Origin of the sequence: Bradyrhizobium sp. BRP56 (assembly GCF_020194035.1) — a bacterium.
In the GTDB taxonomy this organism is placed as follows: Bacteria; Pseudomonadota; Alphaproteobacteria; order Rhizobiales; family Xanthobacteraceae; genus Bradyrhizobium; species Bradyrhizobium australafricanum.
On record NZ_JADYVV010000005.1, the window covers coordinates 68,278 to 86,125 of the forward strand.

Genomic DNA, 17,848 nt, shown 5'->3' on the forward strand with positions numbered 1-17,848 from the left:
ATCAGACCCTCTGCTTGGCGGATTTCGGTGCGAACAGGCCCTGCGGCCGCACCAGAAGGACGACGATGACGGCGCCGTAGACGAAGGCGTCGCGGAATACCCTGGCGTCGTGTGGCAGGGTCGCCTGGAACACGACGCTGGCCGCACCGATCAGGAAGCCGGCGGCAACGGCGCCGGGAATGCTGCCGAGGCCGCCGATCACGGTCGCGATGAACGCGATCAGCATCACGTTGGCGCCCATGCCGATGTCGGCGGTGCCGGAATTGGTCGCCAGGATCAGGCCGATCGCCGCCGCCAGCATGCCGCTGATGGCGAAGGCCAGCAGGATCACGCCGTTGGCGCGGACCCCGAGCATGCGCGCCATGGTGAAATTGTCGGCGGCCGCGCGCATCTCGAGCCCGTAGCGCGTGCGCTTGAGGAACAGGACGAGGACCACCAGCACGGCCAGCGTGATGATGATGGTCACGACCTGGAGCATCGGGATGTGAGCGCCGAGGAATTCGACCGGCAGGCCGAGGCTCGGCCACAGCGTGATTGACTTCGGCCGGCTGGAAAACAGCATCAGCAGGAGATGCCGGATCACGAAGCCGAGTGCGAAGGATGCGATCATCATCGTCGCCGGATTGGCATTGCGGAAGCGGCGGAAGACGACGATCTCCGACAGGATCGACAGCGCGGCTCCGACCAACAGCAGCAGCGGGATCAGCAGATAGAACGGTAGCTGCCCGGCAAAGACGATCGCCGCCGCATCGATCGACGGCCACAGCATGGCGAAGACGCAAAACGCGATAAAATCGCCGTGGGCGAAGTTGACGAGCCGCATCACGCCGAAGATCAGGGCGATGCCGAGCGCACCAAGAGCGTAGAGGCTGCCGAGGCTTAGGGCATCGAAGATGATCTGGAGCAGCTCGCGCATCTCAATGATCTCCGAAGCCGAAATAGGACTGCTTCAGACGATCATCCCTGACCATATCGGCCGCAGGGCCCTCGAGCACGATGCGGCCGCCGCGGATCAGGACCATCCGTCCGCCCGTCATCATGGCGCGTGTCGAGCTCTGCTCGACGATCAGGAGGGTGAGCTTGCGCTGCGTCCGCAGCCGCACCAGGATCTCGTAGACCTGGTCGATGATCTTTGGCGCAAGGCCGAGCGACGGCTCGTCGATCGCCATGATGCGGGGCGCGGCCATCAGGGCGCGGCCAATGACGAGCATCTGCTGCTGGCCGCCGGAGAGCATGCCCGCCGGGGTGTGGCGGCGCTCGGCCAGCATCGGGAATTCCTCGTAGACCTGATCCAGATCGTCGGCGATCTTCTTGCGGTCGGCGCGCATGCCGGTTCCGACCTTCAGATTTTCCTCGATCGTCAGCGCGCCAAAGACATTGCGTCCCTCCGGAACCAGGGAGAATCCGCGCCGGGCGATGTCTTCGGGTGCGGCACCCGTGATCTTTGCGCCGTCGATCATGATGGACCCGGAGCCCGGTGGCACGACGCCCGCGATGGCGTTGAGCAAGGTCGACTTGCCAGCGCCGTTCGGGCCGGTCACGAACAGGATTTCGCCTTCGTCGATCTTCAGCGTCAGGCCGCGGAGAGCCGTCAGGCGGCCATAGCTGACGGTGATGTCGTCGACGGCAAGCAGCGTCATGACGCGACGGCCTCTTCGGCGGCGACCGGAAGCAGCTCGTCGCGCTGCGTGCCCATATAGGCGTGCCGCACCGCATCGCTGTCACGGATCTGAGCGGGCGGGCCGGCTTCGATGACCTCGCCGGAATCGAGGACGTAGATCCGCTCGCAGAGCTCGAGCACGAGGCCGATATTGTGCTCGATCAGCAGCACCCCGACATTGAGCTCGCCGGCGATCCGCCGGATGATGGCGGCAAGTTCGCGGCTCTCATGCTCCGACATTCCTGCCGCCGGTTCGTCGAGCAGCAGATAGCGCGGTGTGCACATGATGGCGCGGCCGATCGCGACGCGGCGCTCGTCGGTATAGGGCAGGGCGCCGGCGATGGTGTTGGACAGATGCAAAATGCCGAGCCAAGCCATGACGCGCTCGGCTTCACCAATCGCCTCCGGACGGGATTGGCCCAGGCCGACGCCGGTGACCTCAAGGTTGTCCATCACCGGCAGGTCGCGGAAAAGTCGGCCCGACTGGAAGGTCCGCGCCACGCCTTTGCGGCGCAGCTTGTGCGCTGCAATGCCACTCAGCGTCTCGCCTTCGAGTTCCACGGTTCCGGCGCCAACCGGCTGGAAACCCGTCAGCACATTAATAAGGGTGGTCTTGCCGGCTCCGTTCGGGCCGATCAGTCCGACGATACGTCCCCGCGGTACGCTCAAGGTCACGTTGGACAGCGCCTTCAGGCCTTCGAATTGGACGCTGATATCGCGAGCGACCAACTCCAAACCATCGGACATGACCTCAATGCCTCTCACTCGCGAACCGATGGATTGATTTTTCCGGTCCGCCGGGGGATTGTAAAATTCGAAATATCGTTCGCTGATATCGGAAATTTTTATGTCTCTGACGTTCCGTCAGGTTCGGCATTTCATCGCAACCGCCGAGACCGGGCGCGTTTCGGCCGCCGCGGCGGCGCTCAGCGTGACGCAATCTGCGGTCACCGCGTCCATCAAGGCGCTCGAGGCCGAGCTCGGCCACAAGCTGTTCGACCGTCACTCGAACGGCGTGACGCTGACCTTTGACGGACGGGAGTTCTTGCAGCGTGCCCGCGCCATCGAGGCCAGCGTATCGGATGCGATACGCGGGCCGCATCGCTGGGGAATGCAGGTGGATGGCACCGTCGATGTCGCCGTCAGCTACACCATCGCCGGATATTTCCTGCCGCCCTTGTTGTCGCGCTTCTGGCGGTCATTCCCGGGCATCACGGTGCGTCTCCACGAGTTTCCGCGCGACGCGATCGAGCAGAGCTTGATCAGCGGTAGCGTCGATGCGGCCATCATGCTGGTTGCGAACTTGCATGACCGGCACTCCATTCGCTCGCGGCTCTTGTTGCGCTCGCCGCGTCGCTTGTGGACTTGCGTCAATCATCCGTTGCTTCGCAAGGACAGCATCAAGCTGGCGGACCTGGTGAGCGAGCCCTATCTGATGTTGACCGTCGATGAAGCCGAACGCTCCGCGATGCGTTACTGGCAGCATACGGCGTACGTGCCGAACGTCATCTTCCGGACCCTGTCGGTCGAAGCAGTTCGCAGCATGGTCGCAACCGGCATGGGAATTACCATCCTGTCCGACATGGTCTACCGTCCCTGGTCGCTCGAAGGCCATCGCATCGATCTCAAGACGCTCGATGACGATGTCCACACCATGGATGTCGGGCTTGCCTGGAAGGACAAGGCGAAGCTTTCTCCGGCGGCTCGCGCGTTCTGCGAGTTCGTCGCCCATTCCTATCCTGGATCCGAGCCGGTCCAATTTGAATAGCGGACTTGCCCTGCCAAGGCAGGTTTGATGATGGATTGGGCCGAAGGTTGCCGACACGTGCCTCTGCTCCAACGTCGAACAGGGCAAAGGCGGCGCAGGACGTCAGGAGGTACCTGTCGGCTTGGACATTGCTGAAAGCGCGCGTCTCAGGGCAGTGGCGGCGACAACGCCTGCGCAACAGCCGGCGCCTTTGACGAATATGTCTTTTATGTAGCCATGCCTGCCGGCTAGCAGCTTTTGAATGAGTTCGAAGCCGACAATGACGGCGAGCAGTGCCAGCAGGATTGGCAGGACATGCTTCGGATAGGCGAGCGAAAAGACGGCTCCGACAACGAAGAGCGCGGCAAAGCGATCGGCGTTTGGCGATATCAACGTGTGGGGACGAAATGCCATCGTCGTATCGGTGACGATGAAGAGGCCGAGGATCAAACCCCAAGCCAAAAATCGGAATGCGGTTTGGGGCATTTCTGAGCTCAACGGGCCATGCTGCCGGGCGCGGCATTGAGCGGTGCGCCGCCAATCGAAACGGGACCTGAAGGCCTGGCGGCCCGAGGCGGCGGCTTTCTCGGCTGCGGGGTAGTTGGCGCGATCGGGGCACGCGGCACCTCGGCCGTAACAGGTGGCGGCGGCGCTGCCGGCGGGGGCAGATGCTGCAACTCTTCGACCTTCGAGGTCAGGACCGCCAACTGGTCGGTAATGGCCTTCAACTGCGCCTGCCCGTCGGCTACTGACCGATCGAGTGCGGCGAGGTCTTCCTCGAGCTTCTGTTGGGCCGCGAGGAGAGTTGGCAACGCCTCCTTGTCGCTCGTCGTCATCGCTCCGCCGGACGATTCGTGGCTGATGGCGGGGACCAATGCCGCGACTTCGGGCCAAGCGTAGACGCTGCCGGCGCCGACAAGGGCGACGACGATGATCAGAAGAAACCATGGCCAGCGGCGGCGACCGGCGGGCAGGGGGCTGTTCGGCGCATGGCCGTGCCACGCCTGGTCGGAATCGTTGTCCATCAATGCTTCCTAGGCGCCTCTGGCATTCGTTGCAATCGACACGGAGTTCGACCATGTTACCGGGTAATGCTTCATTTGCCCGTTCCCCGCTCAGCGCCTACCCGTACTTCCCAGCTCCTCGAAGAACTCGTCGCGCAAGCACCTGACGGCCCCGTCGACCTCGAATGGCTCCTCAGCCATCTGGACAGGCGCTCGTTCGGGCTGCTCCTGCTGTTGCTGGGGCTGCTTGTGATCGTCCCCGGCGTGGCCACAATTGCGACGCTGGCCCTCCTGTTTCCGGCGGTCGAGATGATGTTGGGGCACAGTGCTCCATCTTTTCCTCGCTTCCTGTCGAAGCGGCCGTTCGACTTCAAGCGATTCAAGCGGTTCACCGTCAGGGCGGGCCCGCTGCTGCGCGCGATCGAGAACATCAGCCGGCCGCGCTGGAACGCGCGCCATGACGTGACTGACCGGCTTGTTGGCTTGGTCGTGTTCCTGCTGGGTCTGCTGGCGGGCTGGCCCCTGCCTCTGGTCAATGTCATTCCCGGGATTGTGGTCGTCCTGATCGCGATCGCTTACCTGCAGGAAGATGGTCTGCTGCTGGCCGTAGCAATGGCGGCCGCGGTGATGTCCCTGCTTGGCCTTGGATGGACGCTCTGGACGTCGGCCGCGGCCGTGATCAGCTGGATCGCGGTCTGAAATACCGCGGCAAGCCGCGGGATAGATGCGCTACAGGAACCGATGAAGCTTAAGACATTGGTTATCACTTTGCTTTCATTTTCACCGCCTCATTCAACAAAGAGGTACCATGTCTGACATCACCATTCCCGGCGGAAAAATTCGTTCCTTCATCGAGCGGATCGAGAATCTGGACGCTGAACTGCAGGAACTGAACGAGCAGAAGAAGGAAGTTTTTTCGGAAGCCAAGGGTGAGGGTTTCGACGTGAAGATCCTCAAGGAGATCGTCAAACTGCGAAAGCAGGATCAGGATGAGCGCGACGAGCGCGAATCGCTGCTCGATCTCTATATGCGCGCCATGGAAACGGCACCGGCCGACAAGGCTGCCGCGAAAGCGGCGTGAGACGCCCGCTGCGTTCCCCGCGATCGAATCCGGGGACGCGCGATCTCTCGGCGGACGAACTTCCCAAGTTCGTCCGCCCCCGTCCCATCAACCACTCGCGCGGCGTTGGTCGCACCTTCCGCTCATGATTGCGTCTTCCGATCGGATCGAAGTAGCGCTCGATCAGGGTTGATGCGGCGATGCGCAGCGGATCGCTGGAACCGGCAATCCAAGGTCATCGCGACGCTTTGGCGCCCCGCGCCGTTTCGACCATGGTTCGAAAGGTGATCGAGTATCTGGGGGCCTCGACCGGCGGAATGCTGTGCTCCCATATCTGCCGTGCATCACCGGTCATCAGATAGAGTGATCGGGGCGCCGCATCGAGCGTGAACCGCTCCCATCCGTTTTCCGTCCGGCGTCGAAAGCGGAACTTGCATGCGGATCCCAGGGACAGTCCGAAAATCCTGTCGAAATGCGGCTTGTCGCGGTGCCAGCCGATACCGACGCCGCGATCATACTCGGTGCACAGGATCTGCCCGATCTCGGTCGACGCGCCGCCGAAGGATTGGATAGCGGCGATGATGCCGCTTAGCCAGAAGGGGATCGGTTCGGCACATTCCAGTCGGCGCGACCCATAGTCGTACCGGTAGTCGAACGAAGCCACGCGGCGCTTGCCTTCGAACTGTCCGAACTGGAAGGGGGCAAGCGGAAGTGCCCGGATGTGGCGGATGAGTTCGCCCTCGGTCGCTTTGGAGATGAAATCCGGCGCGTAGTGCAGACCCGGTCCTGCGGCGGGCGCATCGAACATCGACAATTGTTCGGACAATCTGGTGCCGTCAGTGTTTGCGAACCTGTCACGAATATGGGCGCGCCGAGACGGAATTTAAACCGGCCGTCAGGTCGCGCTGAGCCGAATGTATCCAATATCGCGATGCCGGCTTCAAAAAGTTGATCGAACTCGGAAAATGCGCCTCGATTGTGGTTGCCCTACGATGCGTATACCAATGTAATTACAAATAGTTATTTGAGTTTCGTGCGCGAGTTTATCCTGTGGTCAAACCACTTGCTGTCCAAATCTTGGATACGGAGATTGACTTCTGGATACATTCTGTTCAATTTCCGCCCACAATAAAATCAGTCCTGGGAGGACCCGGTGACCGGCAGTTCGGGCGCGCGCGGGGCGAAATTGACGCAGACGACGGCCGTGCTGGTGATGTGCGCGGTCCTGATCGTCATTTTTTCGATCTTCCTGAAGGGCTTCCTGACGCTGGGCAATCTGTTCGCGCTGGCGCGCAATATTTCGATACTCGGCATTCTCGCGCTCGGCATGGCGGTGGTCGTGATCGGGCGTGGACTGGATCTGTCGCAAGTCGCCTCCTTTGCCGCTTCCACCGCGATCGCGATCATCCTGATGAACTCGGGCTACGCGACGCCGGTCGCGCTGCTGATCGGCTTCGTGATGGCGATCGCCATCGGCATCCTGAACGGGTTTCTGATCTCGGTGATCGAGATGCCGCCGTTGCTGACGACGCTGGCGTCGAGCCTTGCGGTGCTGGGGATCGTGCGCACCACAGCGGTGCAGCACTATGTCGTCTATCTTTCCAAGGGGCATGACGAATTCCTGCGGCTCGGCGGCAACATCTGGGGCGGCGTTCCGATCTCGATCCTGATCTTCGCGGCCACCGCGGTCGTGGTGCATCTTTTCCTGTCGCGCACCGTGACCGGGCGCTTCGTCTATGCCCATGGCGACAATCCCGACGCCGCGCGTCAGACCGGTCTGCCGACCCGCCCGCTGACCATGATCGAGTACGCGCTGTGCGCCGCGATCGGGTATGTCGGCGGTGTCGTGATGGTCGCGCAGACGGCGCTGATGCATCTCCAGGTCGCGGAATCGACGATCATTTTCGACGTCATCATGGTTGTGGTGCTCGGCGGCGTCAGCCTCGTCGGCGGCCGCGGCAACGTGATGAGCGTCATCGCCGGAACGCTGCTGATCGGCGTGCTGCTGAATGGCATGACCATCATGGACATGGACGTGCAGACCCAGAACATCGTCAAGGGTGTCGTGCTGCTGATCGCGATCCTGCTCGATTCCCGGCTGCATCCGCGCGACGAGGAGACGTCGAAGCAGGGCGATTAAAGCTCTGCATCAACCAACGGGCCGCAACAGTCGGCCGACATAACAGGGGAGGAATTGACATGACGAAAGCTGTGCACAGAAGGGCGTTTGCCGGCATCGGGCTGGCCGCGCTGGTGGCAACCGCCGCGCTGGTGGCGGCGCCATCGCAGGCGGCCGGGCCGCGCGACCAGCTGCGCGAGAAATTCGACAAGTCGCTCAAGGGCAAGACGGTGGCCTGGTCGCCGGTTTGGATGGGCGTTCTGGAATCCGAATGGACGCGCGTGATGAAAGATCGTTTCGACGATTACGGCATCAAGCTCGTCACCCGCGACGCCAACATGAAGTCTGACATCCAGCTTCAGACCGTCAGCGACTATATCAACGACAAGCCCGATGTGATCGTGGTGCAAAATCCGAACGTCACGCTGCTCGCCAAGGAGCTGAAGCGTGCGATGGATGCGGGCATCTATGTCGTGCAGGTCAACATGGCATCGAATACCCTGACCGATGCCTATGTCGGCGTCGATGCCAAGGATCTCGGCACCAAGATCGCGCGCGAGGTCATCAATCAGTGTGGCGGCGGCAAGGGCTCCGGCGAGGTTGCGATCCTTGAAGGCGAGGCGACCGCGGCCTATTCGCTCGACATGAAGAATGGCGCGATGGAAGTGTTCAAGACCGACCCGTCGATCAAGGTCGTATCGTCGCAGCCGACCAGCTGGGACGCCAACAAGGCCGGCGACATCACGACAACCGTGTTGCAGCAGCATCCCAAGCTGTGCGGGATCCTCAGCGTCTGGGGACCGCAAACCGCGGGCGCGGCGCAGGCGATCAAGGCGGCCAACATGGGCGACAAGGTGAAGGTGTTCGTCGCCAGCGACGGCCAGCCTGCCGATTGCGATCTGCTCGAGCAAGGCGCGTTCTCCGCAAACCTGTCGTATCGCGCCGACGTGCAGGGCCAGACCATCGCCGACGCGGTGATTGCGCTGTTGCAGAGCGGCGACAAGCCGGGCGCGAAGAACATCGCCTATTACACGACCCCCGCCTGGGTGAAGTCGAAGGACGATCGCATGTACTGCTTCAGCATCCCGAAGGGCGCGAAGTAAGTCGTTCCGGCGCCCGCGCCCACCGCGGCGCGGGCAGGCCGGAGCTGTCGATCCAAATCCCCCGTGTCGTCCCGCCGTTCGGCCGCTGCTGCGCCGAGCCCGCCGGAGTCTGTTGATGAAGAGCCTGCAACGAGCCTGGCACCGCCATTCGCCCCAGTTGTTCCTGGGCGAACTGCTTGAGAAGCGCTGGATGGAGCCGATCATTCCATTCACGCTGACGATCGCGGTTTTCCTGGCCTTCGCGATCATGATCCCGCGCTACCTGACGGCGGGCAGCCTGCAGGAACTGATGCGGAATTTCGCGGAGCAGGGCATGGTCGCGGTCGCGATGGCTTTCTCCGTGCTGTCGGGCGGCATCGACCTGTCGGTCGGCGCGGTGTTCGCGATGTCGAACTTTCTCGCGCTCTATCTGTATCTCATCCTCGGGCTGCCGCTGCCGGTGACCATCGTGCTTGTCGTCCTGTTCGGCGCGGCGATGGGCGCGATCAACGGCGGCCTGATTGCCTACGGCAAGACCCGGCCGTTCCTGACGACGCTGGTCGTCCTCATCATCGTCCGCGCCGCCTACAACAAGGTGACGGTTGCGTTCACGAACGAACTCGCGAGCATCGACAGCGGGTCCAGTACCTGGGACTTCATGGGCTCGGGTAGGGTTCTCGGCATTCCCTTCAACATGCTGGTGCTGATCCTGCTTGCGGTCGGAACCCACTTCTTTCTCACGCGCATCAAGCCCGGCGTCCACATCATGGCGGTCGGGTCGAGCCGCAAGGCGGCCCGCCACGCCGGCGTCAACGTCAAGCGCGTGCTGTTCTCGGCCTATGTGATGTCGGGCGCGATCGCGGCGCTGGCGGGAATCCTCTATGCCGCGCGGCAGAGCAGCTCGGGCACCGACACCGGCGTCGGCTGGGAGATCAACGCGCTGGCCGCGGTGGTGCTCGGCGGCATCAGCCTGGCCGGCGGCCGCGGTACCATCGCGCGCGCCGTCATGGGCGCGGCGATCATCTTCATGCTCACCAGCGGCATGGTTCGGCTCGGCATCTCCGGCAACCTGACGACCGCCATCATCGGCATCATCCTGCTGCTTGCGGTCGGCTTCAACGTGAAGTGGGTCAAGAACAAGGGCAAGGTGCTGCAAAAGGTCTATGTCACCCCAAGCTGGGTTGATTTCGAGCCGCCGCCGTCGGTCGAGCGGGGCAGCGGCACGCCGTTCGCGGAGAACGACCGCCTGAAGAACGCGGAAGCGATCGCGCTCAACATGATCGAGGGCCCGGAAGACATCATCCTTGACCGCAAGGACAACCTCTACACCGTCAACCGCAATGGCTCGATCATCCGCTTTCTCGCACCTGACTATACCGTGCGCGAAGAGTTCGCGCGCATCGGCGGCCGGCCGCTCGGGTTGGCGTTCGATCGGGATCAGAACCTCCTCGTCTGCATCGCGGGCATGGGCGTTTACGGCGTGAAGCCCGATCGCTCGGTCTTCAAGGTCACCGACCGCACCACGCGCACGCGTACGCGCCTCAAGGACGACTCGCGGCTCTATCTCGCTGACGATCTCGACGTCGCGCCAGATGGCAAGATCTATTTCAGCGAGGCCTCGACCCGCTATGAACTGACCGACTGGGCGCTCGACGGCTTTGAGGGGCGCGGCAACGGCCGGCTGATCTGCCACGATCCGAACACCGGCACCACCAGGACGGTCCTCAAGAACCTGACGTTCCCGAACGGCATCTGCATTTCGCATGACGGTCAGTCGGTGCTGTGGGCGAGCACCTGGCTATGCCAGATCAACCGCTTCTGGATCGCCGGCCCGAAGGCGGGCACCAGCGAAATCCTGATCGACAACCTTCCGGGCTATTGCGACAACATCAACCGCGCATCCGACGGCAAGTATTGGCTCGCTTTCGTCGGCCTGCGCACGCCGGTCTACGACCTTGCGATGCGCAACCCTGTTTTCCGTACCCGCATGGTCAAGCAGATCCCGCCGGACGAGTGGCTGTGCCCCGGCATCAACTACGGCTGCGTGGTCAAGTTCGACGACAACGGCGTGGTGACGGAATCGCTCTGGGATCCGGGCGGGCTTTCGCATCCGACCATCACCTCGGTCCGTGAACACAAGGGCCATCTCTATATCGGCGGTCTGGAGAACAACCGCATCGGCCGTATCCGCCTGCAGGACGCCGACCCGACCTGGGAAGCGCACAAGTCCTATTGGGGAGGGGCCTGAGCCATGTCTCTGCTTGGCGATATCATCGATCGCGTGTTGTCCCCGAACCGGGAAATTCACGGCATTCCGGTGCTCGACGGCGCCTTCTCGCCGAACCAGCGGCTCGATCAGGCCCGACAGCTCGGCGACGAGATCGAGCGACCGGACGACATTGCGCTCGGGCAGGACGGTGCGCTCTACGTCTCGACCGGCAACCACGTGCTGCGTTGCACGGGAGACGACTTCAACACGCGCACGGCGTTCGCGACGCTCGACGGCCCGGTCGGCGGGCTTGCCTGCACGCCGGACGGCCGGCTGCTCGCCTGCGTCTCCGGCGTGGGGCTGGTGGCGCTTTCGCCAACTGGCGAGACCATCGGCAAACTCGAAAGCATCGGCGGTGAGAAGATTGCCTGTCCGTTGTCGGTGACGGTCGCGCCGGACGGGGCGATCTACCTGACCGACGGCTCGCGAAACAATCGGCCAGAGCAATGGCTGACCGATCTGATGCAGAACCGCGCCCCGTCGGGCCGGCTCATCGCCTGCAATTCCTCGCTCGGCAATGCGAGCGTGCGCGCGGACAAGCTCGCATGGCCGCTCGGCTTGGTCGTGTCCGGTGACGGCAAGGAGGTGTGGGTCGCCGAGTCCTGGGCCCACCGCCTGACCGCTTTTTCACGCGCGGGTGACGACAGGCGCGTGATCGTCAAGAATCATACCGGCTATCCGGCGCGTCTTGCCCGAGGCGCGAACGGTGAGGTCTGGATGGCCTTCCTCGCACTGCGCACGCAATTGACCGAATTCGTCCTGCGCGAGCGGGCATTCTGCGAAGAGATGATGCGGACGGTGCCACCGGAGCTTTGGATCGGGCCGGCGCTGGATGGCCGCCTCAATCCGCGCGAACCGACCCAGATCGGCCGCATCAAGAAGCTCGGTATCCAGAAGCCGTGGGCGCCGCCGCGTTCCTATGGTCTCGTCGCCCGGCTCGACACCAGGGGCGCGGCGACCGAGACGCTGCACAGCCGCGTCGATGGTCGGGTTCATGGAATCACCGCCGTCCGCCCGATCGGCTCGCGTGTGCTGGCGGTGTCCAAGGGACGCGATTGCCTCGTCGAACTGCCGCCTGGCCGCGGCATGCAAGAAGGATGAACGCCATGGCGGCCGAACAACAGGCAGGGACCCAGCTGCTTCAGATCGTCAACGGCAGCAAGGTCTATGGTGGCCTGCACGCGATCGATGGCGTCAATTTCGATCTGCGGCCCGGCGAAATCCACGCGCTGCTGGGGGAGAACGGCGCGGGGAAATCGACGCTCTGCAAGGCGATTGCCGGTGCGATCGTGCTGACCTCCGGCGACTACCTGATCCAGGGACGCAAGGTTTCGTTCGCGTCGCCAAAGGAAGCGCTCGAGGGTGGGGTCGCGATGGTCTACCAGGAATCCAGCCTGGTCCCCTCGATGACGGTGGCGCAGAACCTTGAGCTCGGCATGGAGAAGTGGGTCACGGTCTACAGCAAGATCAACATCGCGGCGACCCAGTCGCTGCAATCGATGAACTTCAACGTCGACCCGCTGGTGCTGGTGGAAAATCTCGGAACCGCCAAGCGGCAGATGGTCGAGATCGTGCGTGCGGTTCGCCACAACGCCCAGGTCTTCATCTTCGATGAGCCGACCGCATCGCTGACCCCCGAAGAGACGCAGCACCTGTTCCATCTTCTCAACACCCTGAAAGAGAAGGGCGCCGGGATCATCTTCATCTCGCATGCGCTGGAAGAGGCATTGAACATCGCCGATCGCATCACCGTGCTGCGCGATGGCAAGCTGGTTGCCACTGTACCGGCGAAGGACGTCACGCGTGACGCCCTGGTGCGGATGATGGTTGGCCGTGAGGAAACCGCAGCGCAGTACGCGACCCACGGGGCTGATCCGGATGCGCCGAAGCCGCATGCCTCCCGCGGTGAGAAGGTGCTTTCGGTCGAGAACGTGACGATGGGCAGCATCGTCAAGAACATGTCGTTCTCGGTGTTCAATGGAGAAGTCGTCGGCATCTTCGGGCTGGTCGGGGCAGGACGCTCCGAGATCGCGCAGATCGTCAGCGGCGCCCGCAAGCGCAACTTCCTGCGCGGCGGGATGATCTATCTGCGGGACAAGCCGATCCGCTACCGGGTGCCGCGGCAGGCGGTGCGCGACGGAATCGCCTATATCACCGAGGACCGCAAGGTCGACGGCTTCTTCGAAACGATGACGGTCGATCAGAACATTTATCTAGGCTATCTATCGTCGCCGCGCGTCAAGCGGTTCCTTTACTCTACGCGCGAGATGAAACGGATCGCCGATCAATGGATCTCGGCGCTCTCGATCTCTGCATTGAAGCGGACGCTGAAGATTGTCGAATATTCCGGCGGCAACCAGCAGAAAGTCGTGGTGGGAAAGTCTCTGGCCCAGGAACCCACGGTGGTCATCTTCGACGAACCGACGCGAGGCGTCGATGTGAGCGCCATCCCACAAATTCACGAGGCGATTCGCAGGCTGGCGCGCGAGAACAAGGCGGTTGTCGTTATCTCTTCCTATCTGCCGGAGATTCTGGCTATCTCGGATCGGATCCTTGTCGCTCGTGGCGGACGTATCGTCGAGGAAATGGCTCGGGCTGATGCGACCGAGGACAAGATCATGTACGCGGCCATTCATTGAAGGAGGGCCTTTCATGAGTCCTTATCAGCGGCCTCCCCATTGGAAGGACATGACGCGGGACGGCAATGAGGACGATCCGGAGTCCCGTCGCCTGATGAGCGAGAGGATCGCAAGCGAGATTCGCAGCGCGGTGCTGAGCGGCGAGATGCGGCCAGGCACGCGGATTCGGCAGGAGCTTCTTGCGGCCCATTTCGGAGCCAGCCGCATTCCCGTGCGCGAGGCGCTGAAGCAGCTCGAGAACGAGGGGCTCGTCGTGATGGCGCCGAACCGTGGCGCCTGGATTGCGGACGTCAATTCGGAAGAATCGATCGAGATCTACAAGATCCGTGAAGCGGTCGAGCCGCTTGCCATCGGCGAAAGCGTTCCAAATCTGACCGACGAGGATATCGAGACGCTTGACCGCATTGTGCGCGAACTTGAGCAGGTCACCACGCTCGAGGAATACATCCAGCTTGATCGGGAGTTTCATCTACGGACCTATTCGCGGGCGCGGATGCCGCAACTGCTCGCGATGGTCGAACGCTTCTGGAACAGCACGCAGCATTTCCGGCGACAGTTTGTGAGCGAGACCTATGCCAAGGACGGGTTTCCGTTCTCCGATCCCCAGCATGTCCTGATCATGGACGCGATCCGGGCGCGCGATGTCGAAGCTGCACAGGTGCTGGTGCGTCTCCACATCCGGCGCACGCGCGTTGTCATTCAAGCAAAAGAGAGTGGGGCGGCCCAGCCGCCCCTTGCAAGCCGTGCCGCGCTTCCGCATGCGCGTCTCGGCTCGGTCTATCGAGGAAAAAGTGCCAATGAGTAGTGGCGGCGAACGCCTTTTGCCACGGTTCCTGCTGCGTCGGGTGGCGGCGGTGGCGGCCTATAGCGGCCGCCGGGCCGGATGGGGCTGCCATCGTTACGACAGTGATAGCAAGCGGCGATGACGGTCGGCCTGGATTCCGTGTCGCGTACGCGCGCTTACGAGGAAGCCGCGGGCCGGCTGCGCGCGCGGCTCGGCGAATCGTCGGTCGCTCCGCCCGATCCCGGAAGGCGGACGGCGCTCGATCTGTTTCGTGCCGCGCCGCGCGAGGCGCCGGCGGTGTTCTATTTCGATGCGACGCAGACCTATGCCGATATCGATCGGCTCAGCGACCGGCTCGCTGCCCGCTTCGCGCAGAAAGGGGTCGGGCGCGGCGATCGGGTCGCCGTCATTCTTCAGAATGTGCCGCAGTTCGTCATCGTCAGCGTAGCGGCCTGGAAGGTCGGGGCCATCGTCGTCAGCCTCAATCCGATGTACCGCACGCCGGAGCTTCGCAAGCTGTTCGGGGATTGCGAGCCGAAGGCGGTGATCTGCCACGACGATCAATGGGAGAACGTTTTCCCGGCCGCCGGTTCGGTCGATTCCGAGCTGGTGTTCTGGACCGGCGCTGGCGAATTCCAGACGCGGAACGACGTCCGGGTGCTGCCGGTGCGAGGCGCAGCTCCGCCGGCCCAGGCGCTGGCGACGGTTTTCGCCGAAAATGCACCCGCACCACCGGCACCGGTTCTGACGTCCGACGACATCGCGCTTCTCTTGTATACCTCCGGAACCACGGGCGTTCCAAAGGGCGCCATGCTCACGCATCGCAATCTGGTGGCGACCGCGTTGATCTGTTGCGATCATTTCGAATTGAACGGCATGTCGCGCATCTTTGGGGTCGCGCCGCTGTTCCACATCACCGGCTTTGAAATCCAGATGGTCGCGGCGTTTGCTGCGCGTGCGGCGATGGTGCTGACCTATCGCTTCCAGCCCCAGGTCGCGCTCGATGCCTTCCTTGAATGGCGGCCGACATTCATCGTCGGTGCCATCACCGCGTACATTGCGCTGATGAACCAGGCTGACGCGACCAGCCGGCATTTCGAGAGCTTCGTTCATATCTATTCCGGCGGCGCGCCGATCGCGCCCTCGGTCATCGATGCCTTTGCGAGTCGGTTTGGACGGGCGATCCGCAGTTCCTATGGAATGACCGAACTGACCTCTGCAAGCCATCTTGCGCCCAACGAAGGTCGGATTCCGGTCGATCCTGACTCAGGCGCGCTGTCGATCGGCAGGCCGACTTCGGGCGCCGATGCGATCGTCGTCGACGACGAGCGCCGCCCGCTCGGACCCGGCGTGCATGGCGAGGTGGTTGTGCGTGGCTCAGGTGTGATGGCCGGCTACTGGAGGAAGCCGGCGGAAACCGACGAGGTGCTGACCAACGGCTGGCTGCATAGCGGCGACGTCGGCTTCTTTGACGAGAGCGGCTGGTTCTACCTCGTGGATCGCAAGAAGGACATGATCTCCGCCTCCGGCTTCAAGGTCTGGCCGCGTGAAGTCGAGGACGTGATCTACAGCTTTCCGGGCGTGCGCGAGGCAGCCGTCGTGGGCGCCGCCGATCCCTATCGCGGCGAGACGGTGGTCGCCTTCGTCTCCGCTCAACCCGGCACCGTGATCGACATCGCCGCGCTCTCGCGCTTCTGCCGTGAGCGGCTGGCGGCCTACAAGTGCCCGGTCGACATTCGCGTGCTGGACGATCTGCCGAAGACGGAATCCGGAAAAATCACCCGAAACACGCTCAGGGACGGCCTGCGCGGCCGGTAAGGAGAATTTACGTGGATATCACCCAAAGCGAACGCAGCCAGCAACTGGCCGCGCGTCTCCAGCGCTTCATGATGGAGCACATCTACCCGAATGAGCGCCGATACTATCAGGAGGCCGAGCGGCTCGGGCCCTGGGCTGTGCATCCGGTCGTCGAGGAACTGAAGCCGCTCGCACAACAGGCCGGCCTGTGGAACCTGTTTCTGCCCGCTCACGAGGACGGGCTGACCAATCTCGAATATGCCCCGCTGTGCGAGATCATGGGACGTTCGCATCTTGCTCCCGAGGTCTTCAATTGCAGCGCCCCTGACACGGGCAACATGGAGACCATCCTGCGCTACGGTACGGAGGCGCAGAAGGAACGCTGGCTGAAGCCCTTGCTGGCCGGCGAGATCCGTTCTTCCTTTGCGATGACGGAGCCCGACGTCGCCTCCTCCGATGCGACCAATGTGGCCAGCTTGATCGTCCGTGATGGCGACGATTACGTGATCAACGGTCGCAAATGGTACACCACCGGCGCCACCGATCCGCGATGCAAGATCATCATCTTCATGGGGCAGACCGATCCGCAGAATCCGGATCGTCACAAGCGTCAGTCGATGATCCTCGTGCCGAAGGAGACGCCCGGCGTGCATGTCGTCCGTTCGCTGCCCGTGCTCGGCTTCTACGGCGTGCCCGATCGTGCATCCGAGGTGATATTCACCAATGTACGCGTGCCGGCCGCCAACATGCTGCTCGGCGAGGGGCGTGGGTTCGAGATCGCGCAGGGGCGGCTGGGACCCGGACGCATTCATCATTGCATGCGGCTGATCGGCCTCTCCGAGCGCGTGCTCGAGCGCATGTGCCGGCGCGCGCTGAAACGTGTCGCCTTCGGCAAGCCTCTCGCCGAGCAAACCGTGACGCTCGAGCGGGTGGCCGAAGCGCGCATGAAGATCGACCAGGCGCGGCTGCTGACGCTCAGAGCGGCCTACATGATGGACACGGTCGGCAACAAGGCAGCGCGGCAGGAAATCGCGATGATCAAGGTCGTTGCGCCGAACATGGCGCAGACCATTGTTGACTGGGCGATCCAGGCGTTCGGGGGAGGCGGCACCAACAACGACCATTTCCTTTCGGCAGCGCTCGCGACGACTCGCTTGTTGCGACTGGCCGATGGCCCCGACGAGGTCCACCGCAACCAGATCGGCAAGCTCGAATTGCGCCGATGGCTCAATGTGGATCCCGCAAGGACCGGCGGTGGCGCGGATCCGTTGTCGCCCGATGAATCCGAATCCTGGTCCGAAGGCGGCTTGTGGCCGCGCCCGAAGGAGTTGCCATAGGCGGGTTGGGAAAGGGGCTGGAGCCGGACGGCATCCGCTCCAGCGATGATCAACAAAAGGAGAGTTGTGAGCGATCTCACAGGGGGACGTCGAGTCCTGCACTAGTCAGGAAGCTCTCAGAACCAACGGAGGTTCGCATGAAGCTCCTGATGATCGCCGGCCTGACCGCCCTCGCGCTTTTTCTGGCTGCAACGAATGTCCCGAGATCGCATCCATCGTCCGTGAGCCACACATCGGTGGCAGGGATGCCTGCTGTGCAGGAACAAGACAAACTGCCGGTCGAAGATTTCGACGATCGATCGCTGGTGTTTCCGAGGGGAACTCAGCAATAGAGAGAATAGTGCCGTCGC

Annotated in this window: 18 protein-coding genes; 12 read left to right on the forward strand and 6 right to left on the reverse strand. The window is 62.9% G+C overall.

The window, feature by feature from the left end:
- Position 1 precedes the first annotated feature (1 nt).
- From I6F38_RS05660 to I6F38_RS05670, 3 genes are read right to left on the reverse strand one after another with little or no spacing between them, the layout of a single operon-like run.
- Positions 2–916, reverse strand: a complete 915-nt coding sequence (locus tag I6F38_RS05660) for a branched-chain amino acid ABC transporter permease (RefSeq protein ID WP_225159389.1) — start codon at positions 914–916, stop codon at positions 2–4.
- A gap of 1 nt (position 917) precedes the next feature.
- Positions 918–1,640: an ABC transporter ATP-binding protein gene (locus I6F38_RS05665; protein ID WP_225159390.1), complete on the reverse strand. Its 723-nt coding sequence runs from the start codon at positions 1,638–1,640 to the stop codon at positions 918–920.
- Positions 1,637–2,407: an ABC transporter ATP-binding protein gene (locus tag I6F38_RS05670; protein ID WP_225159391.1), complete on the reverse strand. Its 771-nt coding sequence runs from the start codon at positions 2,405–2,407 to the stop codon at positions 1,637–1,639. Before I6F38_RS05670 ends, I6F38_RS05665 begins: the two co-directional genes overlap by 4 nt.
- A 100-nt stretch (positions 2,408–2,507) precedes the next feature.
- Here I6F38_RS05670 and I6F38_RS05675 point away from each other — a divergent pair, with 100 nt between their 5' ends.
- Positions 2,508–3,428, forward strand: a complete 921-nt coding sequence (locus I6F38_RS05675; RefSeq protein ID WP_092084505.1) for a LysR substrate-binding domain-containing protein — start codon at positions 2,508–2,510, stop codon at positions 3,426–3,428.
- A gap of 102 nt (positions 3,429–3,530) precedes the next feature.
- Here I6F38_RS05675 and I6F38_RS05680 read toward each other — a convergent pair whose 3' ends face one another.
- Positions 3,531–3,893 carry a hypothetical protein gene (locus tag I6F38_RS05680; RefSeq protein WP_225159392.1) on the reverse strand — a complete coding sequence of 121 codons (363 nt, stop codon included), beginning with the start codon at positions 3,891–3,893 and terminating at the stop codon, positions 3,531–3,533.
- Positions 3,894–3,901: 8 nt separating this feature from the next.
- The gene (locus I6F38_RS05685) at positions 3,902–4,432 is read right to left on the reverse strand and encodes a hypothetical protein (protein WP_225159393.1); all 531 of its coding nucleotides are present in this window, start codon (positions 4,430–4,432) and stop codon (positions 3,902–3,904) included.
- Positions 4,433–4,498: 66 nt separating this feature from the next.
- On the opposite strand from I6F38_RS05685, the gene I6F38_RS05690 reads away from it, so the two are divergent.
- Complete coding sequence (locus I6F38_RS05690) at positions 4,499–5,110, forward strand: exopolysaccharide biosynthesis protein (protein WP_225159394.1); 612 nt, start codon at positions 4,499–4,501, stop codon at positions 5,108–5,110.
- Positions 5,111–5,219: 109 nt separating this feature from the next.
- Positions 5,220–5,492: a DUF2312 domain-containing protein gene (locus I6F38_RS05695; protein WP_016842183.1), complete on the forward strand. Its 273-nt coding sequence runs from the start codon at positions 5,220–5,222 to the stop codon at positions 5,490–5,492.
- Positions 5,493–5,706: 214 nt separating this feature from the next.
- Here the strand turns inward: I6F38_RS05695 and I6F38_RS05700 are convergent, their stop codons facing one another.
- Positions 5,707–6,279: an alpha-ketoglutarate-dependent dioxygenase AlkB gene (locus I6F38_RS05700; protein WP_225159395.1), complete on the reverse strand. Its 573-nt coding sequence runs from the start codon at positions 6,277–6,279 to the stop codon at positions 5,707–5,709.
- A 345-nt stretch (positions 6,280–6,624) separates the two neighbouring features.
- Between I6F38_RS05700 and I6F38_RS05705 the strand changes: the two genes are divergently transcribed.
- The 9 genes from I6F38_RS05705 to I6F38_RS05745 all read left to right on the forward strand — a co-directional run bounded on the left by I6F38_RS05705 (position 6,625) and on the right by I6F38_RS05745 (position 17,830).
- Positions 6,625–7,611, forward strand: a complete 987-nt coding sequence (locus tag I6F38_RS05705) for an ABC transporter permease (protein ID WP_092084499.1) — start codon at positions 6,625–6,627, stop codon at positions 7,609–7,611.
- 59 nt (positions 7,612–7,670) lie between these two features.
- Positions 7,671–8,693, forward strand: a complete 1,023-nt coding sequence (locus I6F38_RS05710) for a sugar ABC transporter substrate-binding protein (protein WP_225159396.1) — start codon at positions 7,671–7,673, stop codon at positions 8,691–8,693.
- A 115-nt stretch (positions 8,694–8,808) separates the two neighbouring features.
- Positions 8,809–10,920: an SMP-30/gluconolactonase/LRE family protein gene (locus I6F38_RS05715; protein WP_225159397.1), complete on the forward strand. Its 2,112-nt coding sequence runs from the start codon at positions 8,809–8,811 to the stop codon at positions 10,918–10,920.
- Between the two features lie 3 nt (positions 10,921–10,923).
- Positions 10,924–12,042 (forward strand): SMP-30/gluconolactonase/LRE family protein, encoded by a 1,119-nt coding sequence (locus I6F38_RS05720; protein ID WP_225159398.1) that lies wholly within the window; start codon positions 10,924–10,926, stop codon positions 12,040–12,042.
- Positions 12,039–13,580: a sugar ABC transporter ATP-binding protein gene (locus I6F38_RS05725; protein WP_225159459.1), complete on the forward strand. Its 1,542-nt coding sequence runs from the start codon at positions 12,039–12,041 to the stop codon at positions 13,578–13,580. Before I6F38_RS05720 ends, I6F38_RS05725 begins: the two co-directional genes overlap by 4 nt.
- 145 nt (positions 13,581–13,725) lie before the next feature.
- Positions 13,726–14,385, forward strand: a complete 660-nt coding sequence (locus I6F38_RS05730) for a GntR family transcriptional regulator (RefSeq protein WP_233285872.1) — start codon at positions 13,726–13,728, stop codon at positions 14,383–14,385.
- 117 nt (positions 14,386–14,502) lie between these two features.
- Positions 14,503–16,182 (forward strand): AMP-binding protein, encoded by a 1,680-nt coding sequence (locus I6F38_RS05735; protein WP_225159399.1) that lies wholly within the window; start codon positions 14,503–14,505, stop codon positions 16,180–16,182.
- A gap of 11 nt (positions 16,183–16,193) precedes the next feature.
- The gene (locus I6F38_RS05740) at positions 16,194–17,498 is read left to right on the forward strand and encodes an acyl-CoA dehydrogenase family protein (protein WP_225159400.1); all 1,305 of its coding nucleotides are present in this window, start codon (positions 16,194–16,196) and stop codon (positions 17,496–17,498) included.
- 137 nt (positions 17,499–17,635) lie between these two features.
- On the forward strand, positions 17,636–17,830 hold the full coding sequence (locus tag I6F38_RS05745; protein ID WP_057017127.1) for a hypothetical protein: 195 nt from the start codon (positions 17,636–17,638) through the stop codon (positions 17,828–17,830).
- Positions 17,831–17,848 lie beyond the last annotated feature (18 nt).

Coding starts and splice junctions, on each gene's coding strand:
- I6F38_RS05675 (WP_092084505.1), top strand. CDS start 2,508: ATGTCTCTGACGTTCCGTCAGGTTCGGCATTTCATCGCAACCGCCGAG.
- I6F38_RS05665 (WP_225159390.1), bottom strand. CDS start 1,640: ATGACGCTGCTTGCCGTCGACGACATCACCGTCAGCTATGGCCGCCTG.
- I6F38_RS05730 (WP_233285872.1), top strand. CDS start 13,726: ATGCGGCCAGGCACGCGGATTCGGCAGGAGCTTCTTGCGGCCCATTTC.
- I6F38_RS05700 (WP_225159395.1), bottom strand. CDS start 6,279: ATGTTCGATGCGCCCGCCGCAGGACCGGGTCTGCACTACGCGCCGGAT.
- I6F38_RS05720 (WP_225159398.1), top strand. CDS start 10,924: ATGTCTCTGCTTGGCGATATCATCGATCGCGTGTTGTCCCCGAACCGG.
- I6F38_RS05690 (WP_225159394.1), top strand. CDS start 4,499: ATGCTTCATTTGCCCGTTCCCCGCTCAGCGCCTACCCGTACTTCCCAG.
- I6F38_RS05735 (WP_225159399.1), top strand. CDS start 14,503: ATGACGGTCGGCCTGGATTCCGTGTCGCGTACGCGCGCTTACGAGGAA.
- I6F38_RS05680 (WP_225159392.1), bottom strand. CDS start 3,893: ATGCCCCAAACCGCATTCCGATTTTTGGCTTGGGGTTTGATCCTCGGC.
- I6F38_RS05725 (WP_225159459.1), top strand. CDS start 12,039: ATGAACGCCATGGCGGCCGAACAACAGGCAGGGACCCAGCTGCTTCAG.
- I6F38_RS05670 (WP_225159391.1), bottom strand. CDS start 2,407: ATGTCCGATGGTTTGGAGTTGGTCGCTCGCGATATCAGCGTCCAATTC.
- I6F38_RS05745 (WP_057017127.1), top strand. CDS start 17,636: ATGAAGCTCCTGATGATCGCCGGCCTGACCGCCCTCGCGCTTTTTCTG.
- I6F38_RS05685 (WP_225159393.1), bottom strand. CDS start 4,432: ATGGACAACGATTCCGACCAGGCGTGGCACGGCCATGCGCCGAACAGC.
- I6F38_RS05695 (WP_016842183.1), top strand. CDS start 5,220: ATGTCTGACATCACCATTCCCGGCGGAAAAATTCGTTCCTTCATCGAG.
- I6F38_RS05715 (WP_225159397.1), top strand. CDS start 8,809: ATGAAGAGCCTGCAACGAGCCTGGCACCGCCATTCGCCCCAGTTGTTC.
- I6F38_RS05660 (WP_225159389.1), bottom strand. CDS start 916: ATGCGCGAGCTGCTCCAGATCATCTTCGATGCCCTAAGCCTCGGCAGC.
- I6F38_RS05710 (WP_225159396.1), top strand. CDS start 7,671: ATGACGAAAGCTGTGCACAGAAGGGCGTTTGCCGGCATCGGGCTGGCC.